This window comes from Olsenella sp. An293, from assembly GCF_002159495.1.
In the GTDB taxonomy this organism is placed as follows: Bacteria; Actinomycetota; Coriobacteriia; order Coriobacteriales; family Atopobiaceae; genus Thermophilibacter.
Window position 1 is genome coordinate 141,116 of sequence record NZ_NFIT01000004.1, and the last position, 23,141, is coordinate 164,256.

At 67.4% G+C, this 23,141-nt stretch carries 21 protein-coding genes and 5 tRNA genes; 1 reads left to right on the forward strand and 25 read right to left on the reverse strand.

All coding sequences use genetic code 11. The annotated features are described in order from the left end of the window. Positions 1-83: 83 nt before the first annotated feature. The 8 genes from fabZ to B5F85_RS03785 all read right to left on the reverse strand — a co-directional run bounded on the left by fabZ (position 84) and on the right by B5F85_RS03785 (position 6,177). On the reverse strand, positions 84-497 hold the full coding sequence (fabZ, locus tag B5F85_RS03750; RefSeq protein ID WP_087314531.1) for a 3-hydroxyacyl-ACP dehydratase FabZ: 414 nt from the start codon (positions 495-497) through the stop codon (positions 84-86). Positions 498-512: 15 nt separating this feature from the next. After that, the gene (gene accB, locus B5F85_RS03755; protein WP_087314533.1) at positions 513-929 is read right to left on the reverse strand and encodes an acetyl-CoA carboxylase biotin carboxyl carrier protein; all 417 of its coding nucleotides are present in this window, start codon (positions 927-929) and stop codon (positions 513-515) included. 2 nt (positions 930-931) lie between these two features. Beyond that, positions 932-2,179 (reverse strand): beta-ketoacyl-ACP synthase II, encoded by a 1,248-nt coding sequence (fabF, locus tag B5F85_RS03760; protein WP_087314535.1) that lies wholly within the window; start codon positions 2,177-2,179, stop codon positions 932-934. Between the two features lie 85 nt (positions 2,180-2,264). Continuing rightward, positions 2,265-3,035: a 3-oxoacyl-[acyl-carrier-protein] reductase gene (gene fabG, locus B5F85_RS03765; protein ID WP_087314536.1), complete on the reverse strand. Its 771-nt coding sequence runs from the start codon at positions 3,033-3,035 to the stop codon at positions 2,265-2,267. Positions 3,036-3,037: 2 nt separating this feature from the next. Further along, a complete protein-coding gene (locus B5F85_RS03770) occupies positions 3,038-3,985 on the reverse strand; it encodes an ACP S-malonyltransferase (protein ID WP_087314538.1) in 948 nt (315 codons plus the stop codon). Further along, positions 3,973-4,917, reverse strand: coding sequence for an enoyl-[acyl-carrier-protein] reductase FabK (fabK, locus tag B5F85_RS03775; protein ID WP_087314540.1), 945 nt, complete (start codon positions 4,915-4,917; stop codon positions 3,973-3,975). The genes B5F85_RS03770 and fabK overlap by 13 nt, the downstream gene beginning before the upstream one ends. A gap of 2 nt (positions 4,918-4,919) precedes the next feature. Beyond that, a complete protein-coding gene (locus B5F85_RS03780) occupies positions 4,920-5,156 on the reverse strand; it encodes a phosphopantetheine-binding protein (RefSeq protein ID WP_087314542.1) in 237 nt (78 codons plus the stop codon). Positions 5,157-5,217: 61 nt separating this feature from the next. Further along, positions 5,218-6,177 (reverse strand): beta-ketoacyl-ACP synthase 3, encoded by a 960-nt coding sequence (locus B5F85_RS03785; protein WP_087314544.1) that lies wholly within the window; start codon positions 6,175-6,177, stop codon positions 5,218-5,220. Between the two features lie 163 nt (positions 6,178-6,340). On the opposite strand from B5F85_RS03785, the gene B5F85_RS03790 reads away from it, so the two are divergent. Beyond that, positions 6,341-7,099, forward strand: a complete 759-nt coding sequence (locus tag B5F85_RS03790) for a biotin--[acetyl-CoA-carboxylase] ligase (RefSeq protein ID WP_087314546.1) — start codon at positions 6,341-6,343, stop codon at positions 7,097-7,099. 196 nt (positions 7,100-7,295) lie between these two features. Here the strand turns inward: B5F85_RS03790 and B5F85_RS03795 are convergent, their stop codons facing one another. From B5F85_RS03795 to rlmB, 17 genes are all read right to left on the reverse strand, one after another. Next, entirely contained in the window at positions 7,296-11,720 is a 4,425-nt protein-coding gene (locus tag B5F85_RS03795; RefSeq protein WP_087314548.1) for a DNA-directed RNA polymerase subunit beta', read from the reverse strand. 5 nt (positions 11,721-11,725) lie between these two features. Beyond that, positions 11,726-15,235, reverse strand: a complete 3,510-nt coding sequence (locus B5F85_RS03800; RefSeq protein ID WP_087314550.1) for a DNA-directed RNA polymerase subunit beta — start codon at positions 15,233-15,235, stop codon at positions 11,726-11,728. A 555-nt stretch (positions 15,236-15,790) separates the two neighbouring features. Then, positions 15,791-16,174, reverse strand: coding sequence for a 50S ribosomal protein L7/L12 (gene rplL, locus B5F85_RS03805; protein WP_087314552.1), 384 nt, complete (start codon positions 16,172-16,174; stop codon positions 15,791-15,793). 99 nt (positions 16,175-16,273) lie between these two features. Further along, entirely contained in the window at positions 16,274-16,795 is a 522-nt protein-coding gene (gene rplJ, locus B5F85_RS03810) for a 50S ribosomal protein L10 (protein WP_087314554.1), read from the reverse strand. A 288-nt stretch (positions 16,796-17,083) separates the two neighbouring features. Continuing rightward, the gene (rplA, locus tag B5F85_RS03815) at positions 17,084-17,791 is read right to left on the reverse strand and encodes a 50S ribosomal protein L1 (RefSeq protein WP_087314556.1); all 708 of its coding nucleotides are present in this window, start codon (positions 17,789-17,791) and stop codon (positions 17,084-17,086) included. An 82-nt stretch (positions 17,792-17,873) separates the two neighbouring features. Further along, the gene (rplK, locus tag B5F85_RS03820; protein ID WP_087314558.1) at positions 17,874-18,302 is read right to left on the reverse strand and encodes a 50S ribosomal protein L11; all 429 of its coding nucleotides are present in this window, start codon (positions 18,300-18,302) and stop codon (positions 17,874-17,876) included. Positions 18,303-18,394: 92 nt separating this feature from the next. Beyond that, on the reverse strand, positions 18,395-18,943 hold the full coding sequence (gene nusG, locus B5F85_RS03825; RefSeq protein WP_087314560.1) for a transcription termination/antitermination protein NusG: 549 nt from the start codon (positions 18,941-18,943) through the stop codon (positions 18,395-18,397). A 3-nt stretch (positions 18,944-18,946) separates the two neighbouring features. After that, positions 18,947-19,330: a preprotein translocase subunit SecE gene (gene secE, locus B5F85_RS03830; RefSeq protein ID WP_087314562.1), complete on the reverse strand. Its 384-nt coding sequence runs from the start codon at positions 19,328-19,330 to the stop codon at positions 18,947-18,949. Positions 19,331-19,403: 73 nt separating this feature from the next. Next, positions 19,404-19,479: transfer RNA gene (locus tag B5F85_RS03835), tRNA-Trp, on the reverse strand. 20 nt (positions 19,480-19,499) lie between these two features. Continuing rightward, complete coding sequence (gene rpmG / locus B5F85_RS03840) at positions 19,500-19,649, reverse strand: 50S ribosomal protein L33 (RefSeq protein ID WP_072374082.1); 150 nt, start codon at positions 19,647-19,649, stop codon at positions 19,500-19,502. A gap of 202 nt (positions 19,650-19,851) precedes the next feature. After that, positions 19,852-21,057 carry an elongation factor Tu gene (tuf, locus tag B5F85_RS03845; protein ID WP_158094556.1) on the reverse strand — a complete coding sequence of 402 codons (1,206 nt, stop codon included), beginning with the start codon at positions 21,055-21,057 and terminating at the stop codon, positions 19,852-19,854. A 91-nt stretch (positions 21,058-21,148) separates the two neighbouring features. Beyond that, positions 21,149-21,225: transfer RNA gene (locus B5F85_RS03850), tRNA-Met, on the reverse strand. A gap of 28 nt (positions 21,226-21,253) precedes the next feature. After that, positions 21,254-21,329: transfer RNA gene (locus B5F85_RS03855), tRNA-Thr, on the reverse strand. Between the two features lie 3 nt (positions 21,330-21,332). Next, positions 21,333-21,416: transfer RNA gene (locus B5F85_RS03860), tRNA-Tyr, on the reverse strand. Between the two features lie 207 nt (positions 21,417-21,623). Continuing rightward, a tRNA-Thr gene (locus B5F85_RS03865) sits at positions 21,624-21,698 on the reverse strand. Positions 21,699-21,780: 82 nt separating this feature from the next. Then, a complete protein-coding gene (locus B5F85_RS03870; protein WP_087314566.1) occupies positions 21,781-22,320 on the reverse strand; it encodes an NYN domain-containing protein in 540 nt (179 codons plus the stop codon). After that, entirely contained in the window at positions 22,313-23,110 is a 798-nt protein-coding gene (gene rlmB / locus B5F85_RS03875) for a 23S rRNA (guanosine(2251)-2'-O)-methyltransferase RlmB (protein WP_239386663.1), read from the reverse strand. Before rlmB ends, B5F85_RS03870 begins: the two co-directional genes overlap by 8 nt. Positions 23,111-23,141: the final 31 nt, after the last annotated feature.

Sequence of the window (23,141 nt, forward strand, 5' to 3'; positions counted from 1 at the left end):
ACAGTCACTTTTGCGCGGTGCTCTCTCTCCAATGCCCGGCGCCGTGCAAAAGTGACTGTCCCCTTTGCACGGGGGAGCCTCCGTCACATCAGGGCGAAGGACATCTCCGCCTGGCAGCAGAGCTCGCCGTTCACGCGGGCCTCGCCCGTGGCAAAGCGGAAGGGCCCGCGGCTCTTGGTGATGCGGCAGGTGAGCTCGATGGTCTCGCCGGGGCGCACGGGGCGCTTGAAACGCACCTTGTCGAGGCTCGTGTAGAAGGGCGTGGCACCCTTGGCGGCCAGGTCGTCGGCGAGAAGGACGCAGCAGTTCTGCGCGAGCATCTCGCACTGGATGACGCCCGGGACGATGGGGTTGCCGGGGAAGTGGCCCTGGACGAAGAACTCGTCCCCGGTGATGGTGATCTTGCCGTGGGCCTCGCCGTCGACGACCTCCGCCTCGTCGAGCAGGAGCATGGGCTCGCGGTGCGGCAGCAGGCTCTTGAGCTCTTCCTTGTTCATGGCTCTTCTCCGCTCCTAGTAGATCTTCATGAGGCAGCAGCCGTACTCGACGAGGTCGCCGTCCTTCACGCAGACGTCGACGACCTCGCCGTCCTCCTCGGCGGTGACCTCGTTCATGACCTTCATGGCCTCGATGACGCAGAGGGTGTCGCCCTTCTTGACCTTGGAGCCCACGTGAACGAAGGGCTCGGCACCGGGCGCGGGGGCGGCGTAGAAGACGCCGACCATGGGAGCGCGCACCGCGGTGGTGTGCGCCATGTCGATGGGCTCGTCCTCCGCGGGAGCGGCGGGCGCCGGGGCGGCGGGCGTCACCGGGGCGACGCACCCGCTCTCGAGCTCCACGGCCGAGCCGTCGGGCTCCTCGACGCGCACGCGGACGAGGCCGTGGTCGCGCATGATGTCGGCGATCTGGGAGATCTTGGCAGCATCCATCGCTAGCTCCTCTCGACGGCGCGCAGGGCGAGCGCCGCGTTGTGTCCGCCAAAGCCGAGGTTGGTCGAGAGCGCCCAGGTGAGCTCGCACTCGACGGCCTCGTTGGGGGTGTAGTCCAGGTCGCACTCCGGGTCGGGAGTGCGGTAGTTGATGGTGGGGGGCACCACGCCGTTCTCGAGGGCGAGCGCGCAGGCCATGGCCTCGACGGCACCCGTCGCGCCGATCATGTGGCCGGTCATCGACTTGGTCGAGGAGACATGCGCGGCGCGGGCGGCGTCCTCGCCGAGGGCCTGCTTGAAGCCGCGGGTCTCGGAGGCGTCGTTGAGCTTGGTCGAGGTGCCGTGGGCGTTGATGTAGAGGCCCTCCTCCGGCTTGACGCCGCCCTCCTCCACCGCGAGGCGGATGGCGCGCGTGATGCCGTCGGCCTCGGGGTCGGGGCTCGTGATGTGGTAGGCGTCGTCGGTGTTGCCGTAGCCCACGACCTCGGCGTAGATGTGGGCGCCGCGCTCGACGGCGTGCTGCCACTCCTCGAGGACGAGCACGCAGGCGCCCTCGCCCATAACAAAGCCGTTGCGCTCCGCGTCGAACGGGCGGCACGCGGTGGCGGGGTCGGGGTTGGTGGTGAGGGCGCGGCAGCTCGTGAAGCCCGCGATGGAGTCGGGCATGATCGCGGCCTCGGCGCCGCCCGCGAGGATGGCGTCGGCGTAGCCATGCTTGATGGCGCGGAAGGCCTCGCCCACGGCGTGGGCGGAGGTGGCGCAGGCGGTCACGACGGGCAGGGTGGGGCCGAGCGCCTTGTGGCGGATGGCGATGTTGCCGGAGGCCATGTTGGCGATCATCATCGTGATCATGAAGGGGGAGGCGCGGCGCGGACCGCGCTCGGAGATGACGTGGACGTTGTCGGCGAAGGCGTTGATGCCGCCCACGCCCGAGCCCACGTAGACGCCGAGGCGCTCGCGGTCGATGACGCCTTCGGCGTCGAGGCCGGAGTCGGCCATGGCCTCGTCGGAGGCGACGAGCGCGTACTGGGAGAAGAGGTCCAGGTGCGCCGCCTCCTGCTTGCCGAGAAGGGCCGCGCCGTCGAAGTCCTTGACCTCGGCCGCGACCTTGACCTTGAAGATCTCGGTGTCGAAGTGGGTGATGGGGCCGATGCCGCAGCGGCCGGCGACCATGCCCTCCCACGTCTCCTTGGCCGTGTTGCCAAGCGGCGTGACGGCACCGATGCCCGTGATTGCTACCCTGTGCTCCATCTCATCTCCCAACGGGTCAAAAGGGGACGGTCCCCTCTTGACGTATGCCAATGGGCCGGAAGGGGACGCTCCCCCTTCGGTCCGTTTACATCGCCATGCCGCCGTCGACGCGGATGACCTCACCGGTCACGTAGGACGCGGCGTCGCTCACGAGGAAGCGGGCGACGGCGGCGACCTCGTCGGCGCTCGCAAGCCGGCCGAGGGGGATCTGCGCCTCGTAGTTGGCGCGGACCTCGTCGGCGAGCACCGAGGTCATGTCCGTCTCCACGAAGCCCGGCGCGATGGCGTTGACGGTGACGCCGCGCGGCGCGAGCTCGCGCGCGAGGGACTTGGTGAGGCCCACGAGGCCCGCCTTGGAGGCGGCGTAGTTGGCCTGGCCGGCGTTGCCCATGAGGCCCACGACCGACGCCATGTTCACGATGCGGCCGCCGCGCTGGCGCATGAAGGCGCGCGCGAGGGCGCGGGCGGTGTGGAAGGCGCCCTTGAGGTTGACGTCGATCACGCGGGAGAAGTCCTCGTCGCTCATGCGCACGAGCAGGCCGTCGCGGGTGATGCCCGCGTTGTTGACGAGGGCCCAGACGCTCCCAAAGTCGGCGAGGACCGCGTCGACCGTGGCCTTGACGGCCTCGGGGTCCGAGACGTCGCAGCGGTAGGCGCGCGCGGTGGCGCCGGCCGCCTCGCAGGCGGCGACGGCCTCGGCGGCCGCGGCCTCGTTGCCCGCGTAGACGAGGGCGAGGTCAAAGCCGTCCGCCGCCAGCCCCTCGGCGACCGAGCGGCCGATGCCGCGCGAGGCGCCGGTGACGAGGGCCACGCGGCGGGAGGCGTCGCGCTCGAGGGCGCCGCTCTTCTCGGCCATGGCTACTCCCCTTCCTTTGACAGGGCGGCGAGAACCGCCTCGAGCTGCTCGGCCGTCTCGCACGGCAGCGCGGTGACGCCCTCGAGCGTGCGGGTCACAAGACCCGTGAGGGTCTTGCCGGGCCCGACCTCGACGAAGATGTCCACGCCGTCCGCCGCCATGTTCTGGAGGGTGCGGACCCACTGGACGGGGTTTGCCACCTGGCTGGCGAGAAGGGCGACGCGCCCCGCCTCGTCGGCCGGATAGGCCTCGCCGGTTCGGTTGGCCAGCACAGGCACGGTGGGCTCGGCAGGCGCGTGGCCGTCCTCGAGGTAGGCGGCGAGGCCGCGCTCGGCCTCAGCCATGAACGGGCTGTGGAAGGCGCCCGAGACGGCGACCTTCATCGCGCGGCCCTTGGCCTCCTTCACCAGCGCGTCGAGGCGCTCGCAAGCCTCGGGCGTGCCGGCGACGACGGTCTGCAGCGGGCTGTTGTAGTTCACGGGCCAGCACGCGCCATCCTCGCCCGCGGCCTCGGCCGCGAGGCGCTCGACCGTGGCGGAGTCGAGCTTCACGACGGCGCGCATGGCGCCCGGGTTCTTCTCGGCGGCGTCAGCCATGAGCTCGGCGCGGTGGCACACGAGCTCGAAGCCCTGCTCGTCGGTGTAGGCGCCGGCAAACGTGAGCGCGGCGACCTCGCCGAGCGAGAAGCCCGCGACCACGTCCGGCGTCACGCCGCGCGCGGCCAGCGCGCGGGCGCAGGCGAGGTCGGCGGCAAAGACGCAGGGCTGCGTGTTGATGGTCTGCGAGAGCTCCTCCTTGGTGCCGGAGAGGCACTGCTCGGTGGTGCCGGGACGCACGGCGTCGGCGGCGTCGAAGACGGCCTTGGCCGCGGCCTCGGACTCGATGAGGTCCGCACACATGCCGGGGTGCTGGGCGCCCTGGCCGGCAAACAGAAACGCTACCTTACCCATTGCATCGCTCCTGCCAGGACCTTCTCGGCCCCGTTGACGAGGTCGTCCACGATCTCGAGCGCGCTCTGGCGCTCCTTCACCATGCCGGCGATCTGCCCGCACAGGAAGCTGCCGTTCTCGTAGTCGCCCTCCTTGGCGGCCTTGCGCAGGGCGCCGGTGCCGAGGGCGTTGAGCTCCTCCTCGGAGGCGCCGGCGGACTCCATCTGGGCGTACTTGTTGGAGAACGGGTTCTTGAGGGCGCGGACGGGGTGGCCGGTGGAGCGGCCCGTCGCGCGCGTGGAGATGTCGTTTGCCTTGAGGACCAGGTCCTTGTACTGGTCGGACACGGTGCACTCGTTGGCAACGAGGAAGCGCGTCCCCACCTGGACCCCCACGGCACCGAGCATGAAGGCCGCGGCGACGCCGCGACCGTCGGCGATGCCGCCGGCGGCGATGACGGGGATCTTCACCGCGTCGACGACCTGGGGGACGAGCGCCATCGTCGTGGTCTCGCCGATGTGGCCGCCGGACTCGGTGCCCTCGGCGACGACGGCGACGGCGCCGGCGCGCTGGACGAGCTTGGCCATGGCCACGGAGGCCACGACGGGGATGACCTTGATGCCGGCCGCGTTCCAGGCCTTCATGTACTTGGTCGGGTTCCCTGCGCCCGTGATGACCACGGGCACCCGCTCGTCGATGACGACCTGGGCGACCTCGTCCGCAAACGGGCTCATGAGCATGACGTTCACGCCAAAGGGCTTGTCGGTCTTCTCGCGAAGCTCGTGGATCTGGTCACGCAGCCAGTCGGCGTTTGCGTTCATGGCCGCGATGATGCCCAGGCCGCCGGCCTCGGAGACCGCCGAGGCCAGGGAGGCGTCGGCAATCCAGGCCATCCCGCCCTGGAAGACGGGCTTCTCGATGCCGAGAAGGTCGCAGATGGGGGTGCGCAGCATGACTAGTTCTCCAGAAGGGAGTCGACCATCTCGACGAACTCGCCGATGGTGGTGGGGTTGGACTCGGCGTCAATCTCGATGCCAAACTCGTCCTCGCAGGCCATGACGGCCTCAACGGTGGCCAGGCTGTCGAGGCCAACCTCAGCGAGCGTGGTCTCGGCGGTCAGCTCGACGTCGTCGAGGCCGCCCTGCTCGCGGACGATCGCGCACACGCGCTCAAAGGTGCTCTGGTCTGCCATTGTTGGTACTCCTTCTTTTTCCATGCGCCCGACGGGCGCTCCAATGGACGTGATGCGGCGCCTACTCCCAGCGAAGGAGGCAGGCGCCCGTGTCGAGGCCAGCGCCAAAGCCCACGAGGGCAACGAGCTGGCCGGGAGTGATCTTGCCGGCGCGGGCGAGCCGGTCGAGGGCGAGCGGGACGCACGCGCTCGAGATGTTGCCGGTCTCCGCGAGCGAGCGCGTGACCTTGGCGTCGTCAAGCCCGAGGCGGGAGACGGCCGAGGAGAGGATGCGCTCGTTGGCCTGGTGGAACACGAAGTGGTCGATGTCCTCGACGGCAATGCCCGCCTCGCGGGCGAGCTCGGTCACCGAGGTGCAGATGGCGTTCACGCCAAACTTGAAGACGCGACGCCCCTCCATGGAGAGGACGCTCGCCGGGCGCTCCGTCTCGTCGTACGGGGAGCTGCCGGCAACGCCCGGCACGTGGAGGATCTCGACGGAGGGCTCGGTCGAGAGGCGCATCGCGAGCGGGTTCTGGCCGCCCGCGGCGAGCACGGCCGCGGCCGCGCCGTCGCCAAAGAGCACGCACGTGGCGCGGTCCTCCCAGTCCACCAGGCGGCTCATCTTCTCCGCCGCGACCACGAGCACGCGCTCGGCGCGACCGCGCGCGAAGTAGCCGTCCGCAAGGTCGAGCGCGAAGACAAAGCCCGCGCAGGCCGCGGAGACGTCGAAGGCGGGGCACGAGGCGCCGAGAAGCTCGGCGATGGCGCAGGCCTGGGCCGGGATGAGGTGGTCGCCGCTCGTGGTCGAGCAGATGATGAGGTCAAGCTGGTCGGGCGTGACGCCGGCGGCCTCGAGGGCGGCGCGGCTGGCCTCGACCGAGAGCTCGTCGAGCGACTCGGCGGTGCAGATGCGACGACTCTTGATGCCGGTGCGAGGGAAGATCCACTCGTCGGAGGTGTCAAGGAACTCGGAAAGGTCCTCGTTGGTCACCGAGCGGGCCGGAAGCGCCGACCCCGTTCCCAGAATACGAAAGCCCACCTGCCCGCCTTCCCTCGTTGTTAACCCGTCAACATCTGTTACGTAGGCTAGTCAAAGCCGGGCGCCCGTGTCGCCAGCTTTTCAAGCTTCTCAATATTGCCACGAGTCCTTCACATGCGCATCTGCGGATACAATCGTTTCCGCAAGCGTAGGAGGGAGCAGCATGGGCGTCCTGCCCGACATCCTGATCTTCGACGAGGTGGGCTCCACCAACGACGTCGCGCACGACCTTGCCGAGAAGAACGCCGCTGCCGGGACGGCCGTCGCCGCGCGCCGGCAGACTGCCGGGCGCGGGAGGCGCGGTCACGCGTGGGCCTCCCCTCGCGGCAACCTCTATCTCTCCGTGCTGTTGCGGCCCCGCGTGGCGCCCTCGCGGCTGCCGGGGCTCGCGGCAGCGTGCGGACTGGGCGCCCTCGACGGGCTCGCGGCTCTGGGGATTTCAAACGAGCCGCAGCTCAAATGGCCCAACGACGTGCTCGCGCGCGGACGCAAGCTCGGCGGCATCCTCGTGGAGGCCAGGCGCGACGGCGCGGGCGAGGCGTTCGCCGTGTGCGGATTGGGCATCAATGTCGAAAGCGCCCCGCGCGGGCTGGGGGCCGTCTGCCTGACGGAGCTGGGGGCGGCGCCGTCCTTCTCGACCCTTGCGGAGGCGCTGCGGAGCGACATCGTGGCGCGAGTCGACGGCTGGGCCGCGAGCGGCGGCGTCGAGCCGCTGGCCGGCATCCGGGACGACTACCTGGCGCGCCTCGCCTGGCTCGGGGAGCCGGTCGTGGCGCTCTCGCCCGAGGGCGAGCCCCTGGCCGCGGGGCGCCTCGAGACCGTGGACGCGTGGGGCCGCGCCGTGCTGGAGACCGCTGACGGCCCCGCGTTCTTCTCAGCCGAGCAAGCCTCCCTGCGACCCGCCACCCCGAGCAAACTCTGACTTTTCTGTACACAAAGTTCGCCGGAGCCGCGACTACCTCGCACCGCAGGCAGCCTCACAACCCAGCCCTTTGGTTGCCCGCGCCCTTCGATAAGAAGGCCGAGCGGCCCCGCCCTTCTCATCCGGCGACTTCTGCGCGAAGCGCAGTGAGCCGGAGAGAAGGGCGGGGCCGCTCTAACGGGTTCGTAGTCGAGCGCTACTCCTCTTCGGACTCCTGGCGGACCACCTGCGAGAGGAGGTCGTCGAGGGAGCCGAGATCCTCGTTGATGATGTCGGAGTCGCTGGACGGCGCCTCGGAGCCGCCGATGAGCTCGTCGTCATCGAAGTGGTGCGTGGAGGGCGCCGCGGTGCCGAGCATGATGTCGGCGTCGGCGTCAGGCGAGAAGACCATGTTCAGAAGCTGGGACAGGTCCTCGCTGTCAGCCTCGGAGTCATCGGGCTCGAGGATGTAGAGCAGACCGCGGGCCTCGAGGCCGTCGCGGAGCTCCTCGATCGCCTTGGCGCCGATGCCGTCGATGCGCAGCAGGTCGTCCTCGGTCTTGCCGATGAGGTCGCCCACCGTCTCGATGCCCACCTCGCTGAACTTGTTGGTCCAGCGCTGCGAGACGCCGAGGTCGTCGAAGAGGTAGAGCTTGGCGTCCTCGCTCGAGAGCGTGCGGCCGTTCTTGGAGTACACGCCGCCAAAGCCGTAGTCGTCGCCAACCCAGTCGAGCTGCTTGGGCAGCTGCTCCTCGATGCCCTTGAGCTCGTCGGGCGCCCACTCGGGCAGGCTCTTGGCGAGCGGGGACGTGGGGCCGTCGATCTTGGTCCCGTGGTAGGTGAGGTTGACGTCGTGGTAGGCGGAGAGGCCGGTGCCGGCCGGGATCTGCTTGCCCACGATGACGTTGGACTTGAGGTCGAGCAGGTGATCGACGTCACCCTCGATGGCGGCCTCGGTGAGGACGCCCGCGGTGCGGATGAACGACGCGCTGGAGAGCCAGGAGTCGATAGAGCTCGCCACCTTGAGGGTGCCGAGGATAACCGGCTCGGCCTCGGGCGGGGTGCCGCCGGCGAGGGTGACGTTGCGCACGGTGTCCGCGAAGACGTAGCGGTCGACGTACTGACCCAGCAGGTACTGGGAGTCGCCGGGGTTGGTCACCTGGACGCGGCGCAGCATCTGGCGAGCGATGACCTCGATGTGCTTGTCGTTGAGGTCGACGCCCTGGGAGGTGTAGACGTCCTTGACCGACTCGACGAAGATGTGCATCGTCGACTCGATGTCGGTGAGGCGACGCAGCTTGCGGAAGTTGACGAAGCCGCGGGTGATCTGATCGCCGGCACGGACCTCGACGCCGTCCTCGACGCCCGGCATGAAGCGGACGGAGGCCGGGACGCGCCACTCCTCGATGATGCGGGAGGGGTCCTCGGTGTCGTAGATGCGCAGCAGGTACTCGGTCTGCTCCGGGGTGATGCGCAGGGTGCCGGAGACGGGGGCCAGGTCGGCCTCGCGCCCGAGGATCTTCTCGTTGACGTTGCCGACGACGTCGAACATGCGGGCGACCGTGGGGAGGCCCTGCGTGATGTCGTCAGCGCCCGCGACGCCGCCGGAGTGAATGGTGCGCATCGTGAGCTGGGTGCCCGGCTCGCCGATGGACTGGGCGGCGATGATGCCCACGGCCGTGCCGATGTTGACGGGGCGACGCGTGGAGAGGTCCCAGCCGTAGCACTTCTGGCAGACGCCGTACTTGGACTTGCAGGTGAGAAGGGCGCGGAGCTCGATCTTCATGAGGCCGTGCTCGACGAGCATCTCGAGGTCGTCCTTGGACTCGACGTAGCCGTCCTTGGCGATGAGGACCTCGCCGGTGGCAGGGTCGCAGATGTCGTTCAGGGCGCAGCGGCCGATGAGGTCGGTGTTGACGCTCGTCTCGCCCGGCTTGATGAGCGGGTAGGTCACGCCCTCGTCGGTGCCGCAGTCCTCCTCGCGGACGATGACGTCCTGGGCCACGTCGACCAGACGACGGGTCAGGTAACCCGAGTCGGAGGTGTGCGACGCAGTGTCGACGAGGCCCTTGCGGGCGCCGTAGGTGGAGATGAAGTACTCGAGCGGCTCGAGGCCCTCGCGGAAGTTCGCCTTGATCGGCAGGTCGATCGTCTCGCCGGACATGTCGGCCATGAGGCCGCGCATGCCCGCGAGCTGACGGAGCTGGGTCTTGGAGCCACGGGCGCCGGAGTCGGCCATCATGTAGATGGGGTTGTCCTCGGCGAAGCCCTCGAGCATCTCGGAGCCGAGAAGGTCGGTGCACTCGGTCCAGGCGTTGACGACCTCGACGTGACGCTCGCGCTCGGACAGGAAGCCGTCCTCGTAGTACTCGTTGATCTCGTCGACGCGCGCCTGCGCCTCGTCGAGCAGCAGCGGCTTGTCCTCGGGGATGACGGCGTCCCACACCGAGACCGTCAGGCCGGCGATCGTGGCGTAGTGGAAGCCGGTCTCCTTGATGGCGTCGAGGATCGGCTCGACCTCGGCCGTGGTGTAGCGATCGCAGCAGTCGTTGACCAGGGCGGAGATGTCGCTCTTCACCATCTTGTAGTTGATGAAGGGGTAGTCGGCCGGCAGGCACTGACGGTTGAAGATGATGCGGCCCGGCGTGGTCTCGAAGCGGGCGCTGTGCTCGGTGACGTCGAAGTCCTCGAAGACGCCCTTGCTCGACAGCACGCGGAAGATCTTGCGGCCGTCCTGATCGACGTTGGCGTCGGCGGCGGAGACGCGCACGATGACGGGCTCCTGGATGCCGAGGTCACGCTTCATGTCGATGGCGAGCAGCGCGTCGTCGAAGTCGGCGAAGACCGGGGTGGAGTCGCTCTTCTCGCCCTTCTCGGTGGTGAGGAAGTAGGCGCCGAAGACCATGTCCTGCGACGGCACGGTGAGCACCTTGCCGGACGCGGGGCTGCGCAGGTTGTTGGACGAGAGCATCAGCACGCGGGCCTCGGTCTGGGCCTGCGTGGAGAGCGGCACGTGCACCGACATCTGGTCGCCGTCGAAGTCGGCGTTGAAGGGGGCGCACACGAGCGGGTGCAGGTGGATGGCCTTGCCCTCAACGAGAACCGGCTCGAAGGCCTGGATGGACAGACGGTGCAGCGTAGGTGCGCGGTTGAGAAGAACGAGGCGGTCCTGGATGACCTCGGACAGCACGTCCCAGACGGCCGGCATCTGACGGTCGATCGCGCGCTTGGCGCCCTTGATGTTCTCGACCTTGCCGAGCTCGACGAGACGGCGCATCACGAAGGGCTTGAAGAGCTCGAGGGCCATCTGCGAGGGCAGGCCGCACTGGTGCAGCTTGAGCTTGGGGTCGACGACGATGACCGAGCGGCCGGAGTAGTCGACGCGCTTGCCGAGCAGGTTCTGACGGAAGCGGCCCTGCTTGCCCTTGAGGGCCTCGGCGAGCGACTTCAGCGGGCGCCCGCCGCGGCCGGTGACCGGGCGGCCGCGACGGCCGTTGTCAAAGAGGGCGTCGACGGACTCCTGAAGCATGCGCTTCTCGTTGTTGACGATGATCGCCGGGGCGTCGAGGTCGAGCAGGCGCTTGAGGCGGTTGTTGCGGTTGATGACACGACGGTAGAGGTCGTTGAGGTCCGACGCCGCGAAGCGGCCACCGTCGAGCTGCACCATCGGGCGCAGGTCGGGCGGGATGACGGGGATGACGTCGAGGATCATGTTGGCCGGGTCGTTGCCGCCCTTGAGGAAGGCGTCGACGATCTCCAGGCGCTTGATGGCCTTCTCGCGCTTCTGCTTCTGGGCGTCGTCGGAGGCGATGATCTGACGCAGGGTCTGGGCCTCGGACTCAAGGTCGATGCCGCGCAGCAGCTCGCGCACGGCCTCGGCGCCCATGCCGCCCTTGAAGTAGATGCCGTAGTAGCGCTTTAGCTCGGAGAAGAGCCCCTCGTCGGAGATGAGCTCGCGCTCCTCGAGCTGCATGAACTTCTCGTAGGCGTCGCGGCGCAGCGCCTTCTCCTCCTCGTACTCCTCCTCGAGGTCGGCGATGCCGGCGCGGATCTCGTCGGCCGAGAGCGGCTCGACGTCGCCGAACTCGTCCTCGGGGGCCTCGCCCTGCTCCTTCAGGCGCTCGATCTGCTCGTCGCGCTCGGCGTCGAGCTCCTCGAGGTCGGCGGCCAGCTCCTCCTTGAGGTCGTCGGCGTCGGCCTCGCGGGCCTCGGTGTCGACGTTGGTGATGATGTAGCTGGCGAAGTACAGGACCTTCTCGAGGTCCTTGCTCTTGATGTCGAGCAGGCGGGCCAGCGGGAAGCTCGTGGGGCTCTTGAAGTACCAGATGTGGCTCACCGGGGCGGCAAGCTCGATGTGGCCCATGCGCTCGCGGCGCACCTTGGCCGTGGTCACCTCGACGCCGCAGCGCTCGCAGACGATGCCGCGGAAGCGGATGCCCTTGTACTTGCCGCAGGCGCACTCCCAGTCCTTCTGCGGGCCAAAGATCTTCTCGCAGAACAGACCGTCCTTCTCGGGCTTGAGGGTGCGGTAGTTGATCGTCTCGGGCTTCTTGACCTCGCCGCACGACCAGCTGCGAATGCGGTCAGCGGAGGCAAGGGAGATCTTGATCGCGTCGAAGTCGGTGGTGTCGAAATCTGCCACAGTCGCTACTCCTTATCGCTCAGAGCGTCGCCAACGAGGGCGGCCTCGGCGTTCTCAGGGTCATCGGCGAGCTCGGCGCCGTCGGAGACCATGTCGGCGAAGACGTCGACGGAGCTCTCCGCGACGGCCTGCTCCTCCTGGGCGGCGCGCTCGGCGCGCTTCTTGTAGGAGATCGGCTCGATGTCGAGCGCGAGCGAGCGAATCTCCTTGACGAGGACCTTGAAGGACTCGGGGATGCCCGCGGACGGGACGTTCTCGCCCTTGACGATCGACTCGTAGGTCTTCACGCGGCCGTTGGTGTCGTCGGACTTGACGGTGAGGATCTCCTGGAGGACGTTGGCCGCGCCGTAGGCGTAGAGGGCCCACACCTCCATCTCGCCGAAGCGCTGGCCGCCGAACTGGGCCTTGCCGCCGAGAGGCTGCTGGGTGACGAGGCTGTAGGGGCCGGTCGAACGCGCGTGGATCTTGTCGTCGACCATGTGGCCGAGCTTCAGGATGTAGCTCGTGCCCACGGTAATCGGGCTCTCGAAGGGCTCGCCGGTGCGGCCGTCGTAGAGCGTGGTCTTGCCGAGGTCGCTCAGCTGCGGGACAAACTCCTCGCGCATTCGGTCGCCGTAGTCGAGCTTGGCCTTGTTCATGAGGTTGATGTTGGTGCGGCGCAGGAGCTCGGCGACCTCGTCGTCGGTGGCGCCGTCAAAGACCGGCGTGGCCACGCGGATGGGGCCGGGCACGTAGCGCTCGGAGTTCTCGGACTCGTCGTCCCAGCCGTGAGAGGCGCCCCAGCCGAGGTGGCACTCGAGCAGCTGGCCGACGTTCATACGGGAGGGGACGCCCAGCGGGTCTAGAAGGACGTCGACGGGCGTGCCGTCGGCCATGTAGGGCATGTCCTCGACCGGCAGGACGTTGCAGACGACGCCCTTGTTGCCGTGACGGCCGGCGATCTTGTCGCCCTGCTGGATCTTGCGGCGCTGCGCGACGAAGACGCGGACGAGCTCGTTGACGCCGGGCGGCAGGTCGTCGCCGGCCTCGCGGCTGAAGCGCACCACGTCGACAACGCGGCCGTAGGCGCCATGCGGCATCTTGAGGGAGGTGTCGCGGACGTCGTGGGCCTTGGCGCCAAAGATCGCGCGCAGGAGGCGCTCCTCGGCGGTCAGGGCCGTCTCGCCCTTGGGCGTGACCTTGCCGACGAGGATGTCGCCGGGGCCGACCTCGGCGCCGATGCGGATGATGCCGTCATCGTCGAGGTTGGCGAGCATGTCCTCGGAGAGGTTGGGGATCTCGCGGGTAATCTCCTCGGGACCGAGCTTGGTGTCGCGGGCGTCGATCTCGTGACGGGAGATATTGACCGAGGTGAGCAGGTCCTCCTGGACCACGCGCTCGGAGACGATGATGCCGTCCTCGTAGTTGAAGCCCTCCCACGGCATGTAGGCCACGGTGAGGTTGGTGCCCAGGGCGAGCTCGGTGTGGTCGATCGAGGTGCCGTCGGCGAGGGGCTGGCCGGCCTCGACGTGGTCGCCCGCGTGGACGATCGGGCGGTGGTTGATGCAGGTGGACTGGTTGGAGCGCTGGTACTTGGGGAGGTCGTAGCGCTCGGAGCCGTAGGCGTCGGAGTAGACGACCACGTGGGCGGCGTCGACCTCGGAGACGATGCCGGCGTGGGCGGCGCAGATGAGCTCGCCGGAGTCGAGCGCGGCGCGCTCCTCCATGCCCGTGCCCACGTACGGGGCGCTCGAGCGGATCAGGGGCACGGCCTGGCGCTGCATGTTCGCGCCCATGAGGGTACGCTTGGCGTCGTCGTGCTCGAGGAACGGGATGAGGTTGGCCGCGACGGAGAGCAGCTGGCGCGGCGAGACGTCCATGTAGTCGACCTCGTCGACGGGGACCTGCGCCGGGGCGCCGAAGGAGCCGTCGAAGTCGCGGGTGCGCGCGATGACGCGGTCGGGGTGGGTGACGTTGCCCTTGGAGTCGACCTCGACGAAGCGGCCGGTCTCGGGGTCAAACGGCGTGTTGGCGGGGGCGATGTTGTGCGCCTCCTCCTCATCGGCCGTCATCCAGTCGATCTTGTCGGTGACCACGCCGTTCTCGACGCGACGGTACGGGGCCTCGATGAAGCCGTACTCGTTGACGTGCGCGTAGAGCGCGAGCGAGCCAATGAGGCCGATGTTGGGGCCCTCGGGCGTCTCGATCGGGCACATGCGGGAGTAGTGCGAGTTGTGGACGTCGCGCACCGCGGTGGGGACGTTGGTGCGGCGGCTCGAGCCGGACTTGTGGCCGGCGAGGCCGCCCGGGCCGAGGGCCGAGAGGCGACGCTTGTGCGTGAGGCCGGCCAGCGGGTTGGCCTGGTCCATGAACTGGGAGAGCTGCGAGGAGCCAAAGAACTCCTTGATCGCGGCCACGATCGGGCGGATGTTGATCAGGCTCTGCGGCGTGATGTCGTCCACGTCCTGGGAGGCCATGCGCTCGCGCACCACGCGCTCCATGCGGCTCATGCCGATGCGGAACTGGTTCTGGACCAGCTCGCCCACGGTGCGGACGCGGCGGTTGCCGAAGTGGTCGATGTCGTCGAGGCGCTTGGACGGGTCGCCGGCGGCCAGCGCCAGCAGGTAGCGCAGGGCCTCGACGATGTCGTCGCCGGTGAGGACGCGCTCGCCGGTCTCGGAGTCGATGCCGAGCTTCTTGTTGACCTTGTAGCGGCCCACGCGGGCGAGGTCGTAGCGCTGCTCGTTGAAGTAGAGGCCGTCGAGCAGGGAGCGGGCGGAGTCCACGGTGGGGGGCTCGCCGGGGCGCTGACGACGGTAGATCTCGAGCAGGGCGTCCTCACGCGTGGTGGCCACGTCGCGCTCGAGCGTGTTGCGGACGACGTCGGAGTCACCGAGGAGGGTGAGGATCTCGTCGTCGGTCTCGGCGATGCCGAGGGCACGCAGGAACATCGTCGCGGACTGGCGGCGCTTACGGTCGATGGACACGACGAGGTGGCCGCGCTTGTCGACCTCAAACTCCAGCCACGCGCCGCGCGCGGGGATGAACTGGGCCTTGAAGACGCGGACGCCGTTGTCCATCTCGGAGGCAAAGTAGACGCCCGGGGAGCGGACGAGCTGGGAGACGACCACGCGCTCGGTGCCGTTGATGACAAAGGTGCCGCGCTCCGTCATGAGCGGGAAGTCGCCCATGAAGACGAGCTGCTCCTTGATCTCGCCGGTCTCCTTGTTGACAAAGCGCACGTCAACGAAGAGGGGGGCCTGGTAGGAGATGTCCTTGGCACGGCACTCCGCGATCGTGTGCGCGGGGTCGCCGAACTGGTGGTCACCAAAGGTGACCTGGAGGGTGTGGGCAGAGTTCTCGATCGGGGAGAACTCCGCAAAGGACTCGGCAAGCCCCTCCCCCATGAAGCGCTCGAACGACTCCTTCTGCACGGAGATCAGGTTCGGCAGCTCCATCGCGGGAGCAATCTTGCTAAAGGTCTTGCGTCCGGTCGTTCCCTGTGGTTTCGTAAGAGCAGTCTTTGCGGTAGACACCAGGCTTTTCCTCCTTCAAAAAGGGTGGAAGGCGGCAATTGTCGCAACGTAATAAGTTACCGAAACGCCTCTCCCCGGTCAATGAAAAGCCTTGACTTGACCCCCGTTTTCGAGTATGTTCTACCGCTCACCCAATCTACCTGCGAATATATGATGCCGAGAAGAACCTTGTTGTGAAGGTTCGGTGGTGCCCTGTGAAGCCGGCCCTACCGCTCGCCGATAAGGACCTGCTGGCCGCCCGCACTTCTCGGCATCGGCCGGGAGGACGCCCGCACTTCTCGGCATCGGCCGGGAGGACGCCCGCACTTCTCGGCAGCCCTCATCCAGTGCGGGCTCCAGCGCACTCGATGCGCGCACTCGACGCCATATGCCGAGAAGGACCCCGCACCCGGGGCCCCTCCGCCCAAAATCCGCCCGCACTCCTCGCCCGCACTCGATGCACGCACTCGTAAGTGCGTGCACGCGGCGCAGGCTCTGCACGCACACAATAAGGGGCCGGACCCGTGGGCCCGACCCCTTGAAGGTACGCGATCGCGTGACCCGAAGTAAGCGAACTTACTTGAGGGTGACGACGGCGCCGGCCTCCTCGAGCTGCTTCTTGGCGGCCTCGGCGTCCTCCTTCTTGGCGCCCTCGAGGACGGCCTTGGGGGCACCCTCGACGACCTCCTTGGCCTCCTTGAGGCCGAGGCTGGTCAGAGCGCGGACGACCTTGATGACGGCGATCTTGTTGTCGCCGAAGGACTCGAGGACGACGTCGAAGTTGGTCTTCTCCTCCTCCTCGGCGGCAGCGCCGGCAGCCGGAGCGGCGGCGACGGCGGCGACGGGGGCGGCGGCGGAGACGCCGAAGGTGTCCTCGATAGCCTTGACGAGCTCGGAGGCCTCGAGAAGGGTCATCTCCTTGAGGGCGTCAATGATCTCCTCGGTGGTAAGCTTAGCCATTTTTGGTTTCCTTTCGATCCCGCGCGTCGTGCGCGGATGGTCTGTGTGGTTGCGAGGCGCGATGCGCCCCTCGGGGTGCGGACGAGCCGCGTCTGACCGCTAGGCGGCCTGCTTCTGCTCGGAGACAGCGCTGATGGTGCGGGCGAGACCGGACGGGACCTCGTTGACGCACACGGCGATGCCACGGGCGAAGCCGCTGATGAGACCAGCGATCTGACCCATGAGCTGCTCGCGGTTGGGCAGGTCGGCGTAGGCCTTGGCCTCATCGGCCGTGAGAGCCTTGCCATCGGCGATAGCACCGACAAACGCCATCTTCTTGAGCTTATCGGACTGCTCCTTGATGACCTTGGCGGCATCGACGGGGTCCTTCTCGTAGAAGACGTAGGCGCAGGTGCCGGAGAGCATCTCGTCGATGTTGGGCATCCCGGCGTTCTCGAGGGCGATCTTGACGATGTTGTTCTTGTAGACCTTCATCTCGGCGCCGGCCGCGCGCAGGGCGCGACGGACCTCCTGGGTCTCCTTGACGGAGAGGCCACGATAGTCAACAACGAAGACGCCACCGGCGGCCTCCAGGGAGCTGGCGACCTTCTCGAGCATAGCGACATTGGACTTGGACGGCATGTGTTCTGTACACCTCCTCATAGAGCTTCGGGCACGAGCCGCCAACAGGCGGGCCCTCCGCAAAAGAAGACCCCGCTGGCGCAGCCAAAGCGGGGTCCTCGAGGATGCAATCTCTGAGACCACCTCGGCAGGCGGGATTTCCCATTAAGCCTTGCGGCACCGGCTGTCTTTGGCAGCGGAACGTGCAGACGTAACGCAGGACGGGCGTCCTGCGCGTGACATTGTGTCACGGCAAAGGACGCCCGTCAAGCAATCAAGAAATCTCCAAGCGAGAAGAACGCGCTCCCGCTACTCGTCCATGAGGTTGCGGGTCTTGGTGGAGTCGATCTTGATGCCAGGGCCCATCGTGGTGGAGACGACGACGGACTTGACGTACTTGCCCTTGGCGCTGGACGGCTTCACGCGGAGCAGCTCGTTGATGAGCGCGCCGTAGTTCTCGACGAGCTTCTGGGTGTCGAAGGACACCTTGCCCATCGGGACGTGGCAGATGCCGTAGCGGTCGGCGCGGTACTCGACGCGGCCGGCCTTGAGCTCGCCGACCATCTTGGCAACGTCCATGGTGACGGTGCCGAGCTTGGGGTTGGGCATGAGGCCACGGGGGCCGAGGATCTTGCCGAGGCGGCCGACCTTGCCCATCATGTTGGGCGTGGCGATGGCGGCGTCGAAGTTCAGCTCGCCAGCCTGGATCTGGGCCACGAGGTCATCGGAGCCGATGACGTCGGCGCCGGCGGCCTCAGCCTCGCGGGCCTTCTCGCCCTCGGCGAAGACGGCGACGCGGACGGTCTTGCCGGTGCCGTGGGGCAGCGCGATGGAGCCGCGGACGTTCTGGTCGGCCTTGCGGGTGTCGACGCCGAGACGGACGGCGACCTCGACGGTCTCGTCGAACTTGGCGGGGGACAGCTCCTTGGCGAGCTCCATGGCCTCCTTCGGGGTGTAGAGCTTGGTGCTGTCGACCTTGGCGGCGGCGGCCTTGTAGTTCTTTCCGTGCTTAGGCATGTTCTTACCTCCTGTGGTCAGCGGGCTTCTCGCCCTCCCACATCGATGACGAAAAGGGACGGTCCCTCTTCATCAGTGCTGGCTACTCGGCGATGGTGACGCCCATGGAGCGAGCGGTGCCGGCGACGATCTTCTTGGCGGCCTCGATGTCGTTGGCGTTGAGGTCGGGCATCTTGATCTCGGCGATCTTGGTGAGCTGCTCCTGGGAGAGCTGGCCGACCTTGTCGCGCTGGGGGACGCCGGAGCCACCCTTGAGGCCGAGCTCCTTCTTGATGAGCTCAGCGGCAGGCGGGGTCTTGCAGACGAAGTCGAAGCTGCGGTCCTCGTAGACCGTGATCTCGACCGGGATGATGTCGCCGGCCTTGTCCTGCGTAGCGGCGTTGAAGGCCTGGCAGAACTGCATGATGTTGACCTGGGCGGCACCGAGGGCGGGGCCGACGGGAGGCGCGGGGTTGGCGGCGCCGGCGGGAATCTGGAGCTTGATGAAGTTGGTGACCTGCTTCTTGGCCATGTCTCTCTCCTTGGGGACTCTGTCGTTGCGATCTATGAAGGCGCCCAGCCCGAGAAGCTATCCTCACCGATGCCGGGTGGGCGGGATGTCTGCTATCCGATGACCGAAATCTGGTCGAGGGTGAGCTCGACGGGCGTCTCGCGGCCGAAGATGGTGAGCATGACCTTGACCTTGCCGGACTCGGGCATGACCTCGGACACGAGACCGTCGAAGTCCGCGAGGGGCCCGGAAAGGACCTTGACGGACTGACCGACCTCGATGTTGGTGGCGGTGCGCTTGGGCGCCGGGGCAGAGGTGCCGCGGCCGCCGGAGCGACGCATGATCTTGTCGAACTCGTCGCGACGAAGCGGCGTCGGCTTGCCGTCGAGACCGACGAAGCCGGTCACGCCGGGGGTGTTGCGCACGACGGCCCAGGTGTTGTCGTCGATCTCCATGCGAACGAGGACGTAGCTCGGGAAGACCTTGGACTCCTTGGTCTCGCGCTTGCCGCCGTCCTTGATCTCGGTGACCTCCTCGGTCGGGATCTGGATGTCCACGACCTTGTCCTCGAGGCCATAGGTCTCGATGCGGTGCTCGAGGTCTGCCTTGACCTTGTTCTCGTACCCTGAGTAGGTGTGAATCACGTACCAGCGCTTAGCCATGGTCTACCCCCTCAGGCCGGTGTAGCCGACGAGCGCGGCGACGATACCGGAGTCGACGAGCCAGATGATGATGCCAAAGACGATGAGCATCGCGATGATGGCCACCGAGTAGCTCTTGAGCTCGCTCTTGGAGGGCCACACAACGCGACGCATCTCGGAGCGGACGTCGCCGAGATAGTTGCGCAGACGGCGGATGGGGCCGGGGTGCGCCTTGGCGCGCTCCTCCTTGGCGGCCTTCTTCTCTGCCTTGGCGGCGGCCTTCTCGCTCTTCTCGACCGCCTTCTTGGCGTCCTCGGGCTCAGAGGCGGCGCGCGCAGCCTCGACGCGAGCGCGCTCCTCGGCTCGCGCCTTGCGGACGCTCCTCTTGTTACGGTCCTTGTTGGCCATCCCTCGACTCCTAAGAAAACGGTCCCTTACATGGAAACCGGCTAACCCCGAAGGGAAAGCCGGTGGTGAAATCTGGCAGGCCAGGAAGGACTCGAACCCTCAACAAACGGTTTTGGAGACCGCCGCTCTACCATTGGAGCTACTGGCCTGTGATGAAAACCCACCTTGGTTAGCGGGTCTCCCTGTGAAGCGTGTGCTTACGGCACCACGGGCAGTACTTCTTCAACTCCATGCGATCGGGGTTGTTGGACTTGTTCTTGTCCGTGGTGTAGTTGCGGCGCTTGCACTCGGTGCACGCGAGGGTAACTAGAGTACGCATTGATCCTCCTGAAGAACTTCTCGTTGGAGGGGGTTTCCCTCGAACGTGACGCGATGGAGAACGATACCATCGGTCTGCCCGAACTGTCAACCCCCTGACGACGACACGGCTCGCATCACAAAATCCGCAAATAGCGAGAAGTACGCGCAAAAAAGACCCGGCGTCGCGAGAACGCCGGGTCTTGAACTAGCTTCTGGTGAAGTTAGTCGAGAATCGAGGAGACGCGGCCGTCGCCGACGGTGTGGCCACCCTCGCGGATAGCGAACTTGAGGCCCTGCTCCATGGCGATCGGGTGGATGAGCTCGCAGGTGACGGTGATGTGGTCGCCAGGCATAGCCATCTCAACCTTGGTGCCGTTGGTGTCGGTGAGCTCGGAGATGTCACCGGTGACGTCGGTGGTGCGGAAGTAGAACTGCGGACGGTAGCCGGCGAAGAACGGGGTGTGACGGCCACCCTCCTCCTTGGTGAGGACGTAGATCTCGCCGGTGAACTTCTGGTGCGGCTGGACGGAGCCGGGCTTGCAGATGACCTGGCCGCGCTCGATGTCCTCGCGCTTGATGCCGCGCAGGAGGATGCCGACGTTGTCGCCAGCCTCGCAGAAGTCCATGGTCTTGCGGAACATCTCGATGCCGGTGGCGACGGAGGTCTGCTTCTCGCGGATGCCGACGATCTCGACGGGGTCGTTGAGCTTGAGCTCGCCGCGCTCGACACGGCCGGTGGCGACGGTGCCGCGGCCGGAGATGGTCATGACGTCCTCGATGGCCATCAGGAACGGCTTGTCGTTGTCACGCGGGGGCGTCGGGATGTAGGAGTCGACGGCGTGCATGAGCTCGACGATGGAGTCGACCCACTTCTGCTCGCCGTTGAGGGCGCCGAGAGCGGAGCCGCGGATGATCGGCAGGTCGTCGCCGGGGAAGTCGTACTCGGTGAGGAGGTCGCGGGTCTCCATCTCAACGAGGTCGATGAGCTCCTCGTCGTCAACCATGTCGCACTTGTTCAGGAAGACGATGATGTAGGGGACGCCGACCTGACGAGCGAGAAGGATGTGCTCGCGGGTCTGGGCCATGGGGCCGTCGGTGGCGGCGATGACGAGGATGGCGCCGTCCATCTGAGCCGCACCGGAGATCATGTTCTTGATGTAGTCAGCGTGGCCCGGGCAGTCGACGTGAGCGTAGTGGCGCTCCCAGGTCTCGTACTCGATGTGGGCAACGTTGATGGTGATGCCGCGCTGACGCTCCTCGGGAGCCTTGTCGATGTTCTCGAAGGCGGTGTAGTCGGCCTTGCAGCCCTCGGTCTCGGAGAGGACCTTGGTGATGGCCGCGGTCGTGGTGGTCTTGCCGTGGTCGACGTGACCAATGGTACCGATGTTTACGTGGGGCTTGGAACGATCGAACTTCTCCTTGGCCATTGCCATCCTCCTTCTGGAACCGACCTTCTGGCCTTCCAATGTACTTGCTTCGTTCTTATGCCAAGCGGCGCCGAAGCGCCGCCAAGAACTCTGGTACCGGTGACTGGACTCGAACCAGTGACATCGCGGGTATGAGCCGCGTGCTCTAACCAACTGAGCTACACCGGCGTGGTGCCTTGCGACTGAATGGCGGAAATGGAGCCCGCGACCGGATTTGAACCGGTGACCTCTTCGTTACCAACGAAGTGCTCTACCGACTGAGCTACACGGGCAGATGGTGGGGATGCTTGGACTCGAACCAAGGAACCCAGAGGGAGCGGATTTACAGTCCGCCGCAGTTGCCGCTGTGCCACATCCCCATTCCGTTTTCAGCCACCCGCGAGGCGCGTTCTCCCTCGCAAGCGGATAGTAGAATACGGCGTGCGCAAGAACTTGTCAACGTATACCCCCCAGCCGGGCGTATCCATCATCACGAGCAGCACACATCCGCAGGTCAACCACTTTATTTTTACCGAGAAGAACGCGAGGCCGCGACCCTTTTGGGCCACGGCCTCGAAAAATAATTCTGGAGCCGGCAGAGGGAGTCGAACCCCCAACCCACGGTTTACAAAACCGTTGCTCTGCCATTGAGCCATGCCGGCGCGTTCGTCAATGATAGCGGAACGGATGGGACGAGGGGGCGTGAGACGAGGGGACAGGCTCGTTTGTCTCGCGCCCCGACTGCTAGCCGCGCAGCATCCGCCAGAGCTTCTCGCGCGCGGCCGGGTCGATGCGGTCCTCGAGGCGCATGTGCTGGGTCTGCCGCGCATCGTTTTCTCGGCGATACTCCACCGCGAGGGCGCCCACGTCGGCCACGAGCACGTCGCTCGAAACGCGCGTGACCGGGATGCCGCCCACCGTCGCTCGTATCGTGCGGTCCGATGTCACCACCGTCACCGCGTGCGGCGCGAGGCGCGCCTCGGTGACCAGGCGCTCGATGACGGCGTCGGCGGACTCCCCCGCCGCCGAGAAGATCACGCGCACGCCGGCCCGGGAGAGGTCGGGGCGCTCCGGCGAGACGTTGCCCGCGGCGTCGAAGACGATCACCGGCTCGAAGCGGCCCTTCGCGTAGGCGGCAACGTCGGAGATGAGCAGCTCGCGCGCCTGCTCGAAGGGGTCGCCCTCGCTCGTCTCGTCCATGCGGTCGAGGTAGCGGGAGGACTTGTAGATGACGTTGTAGCCGTCCACCACGAGCAGTTCGCGCGAGGCGCCGGTCCTAGGCACCCGCCTCGCCGCCCGTCTCCTGCCGGCGCAGCCACTCGTAACAGAGCACCGTCGTGGCCTGCGCGACGTTGAGCGACTCCACGCGCCCGCGCTGAGGCAGGCGGCACGAAAAGTCGCACTTCTCGGCAACCAGGCGCGAGATGCCCTCGCCCTCCGAGCCCATCACCAGGGCGAGGCGCCCGGCAAACGGCGCGTGCCAGACGTCCTGCTCGGCGTGCTCGGTGGCGGCGCAGGCCCAAAAGCCCGCCGCCTGAAGCTCCTCGATCGCGCGCGCGAGGTTGGGCACCTGCGCGATGGGCAGGTGCATGACGGCGCCCGCGGAGGTCTTGTAGGCGCCCACGCCCACCGAGGCGGCGCGCGCCTTGGCCACCACGACGCCCGCCGCGCCCACGACCTCGGCCGTGCGCACGATGGCGCCGAAGTTTCCCTGGTCGGTCACATGGTCGAGCACCACGACGAGCGCCGGACCCTCGCCCGCCGCGGCGATGACCTCGGAGAGCGACGCGTACTCGAAGGGGCACGTGCGCACGACGACGCCCTGGTGCGCCCCGTGGCTGGAGAGCGCGTCGAGCCTGCCGCGCGGCACGCGCTCGACGGGCACGCCCGCCTCGCCCAGGCGCGCGGCGATCTTCTCGAGCGCCTGGTCGCGCTCGCCGGAGCGCTCCTGCACGAGCGCCGAGCGCAGCGGCATCCCGCAGGCGAGCGCCTCCTCGACGGCGCGGCGTCCCTCGATCAGGTCGCCGCGCTCCTGCGGCCCGCGGCGCGCGGCCCCCGGCAGCGGACGGGGCACGCGGCCCTTCTCGGCACGCTGGCCCCTGCCC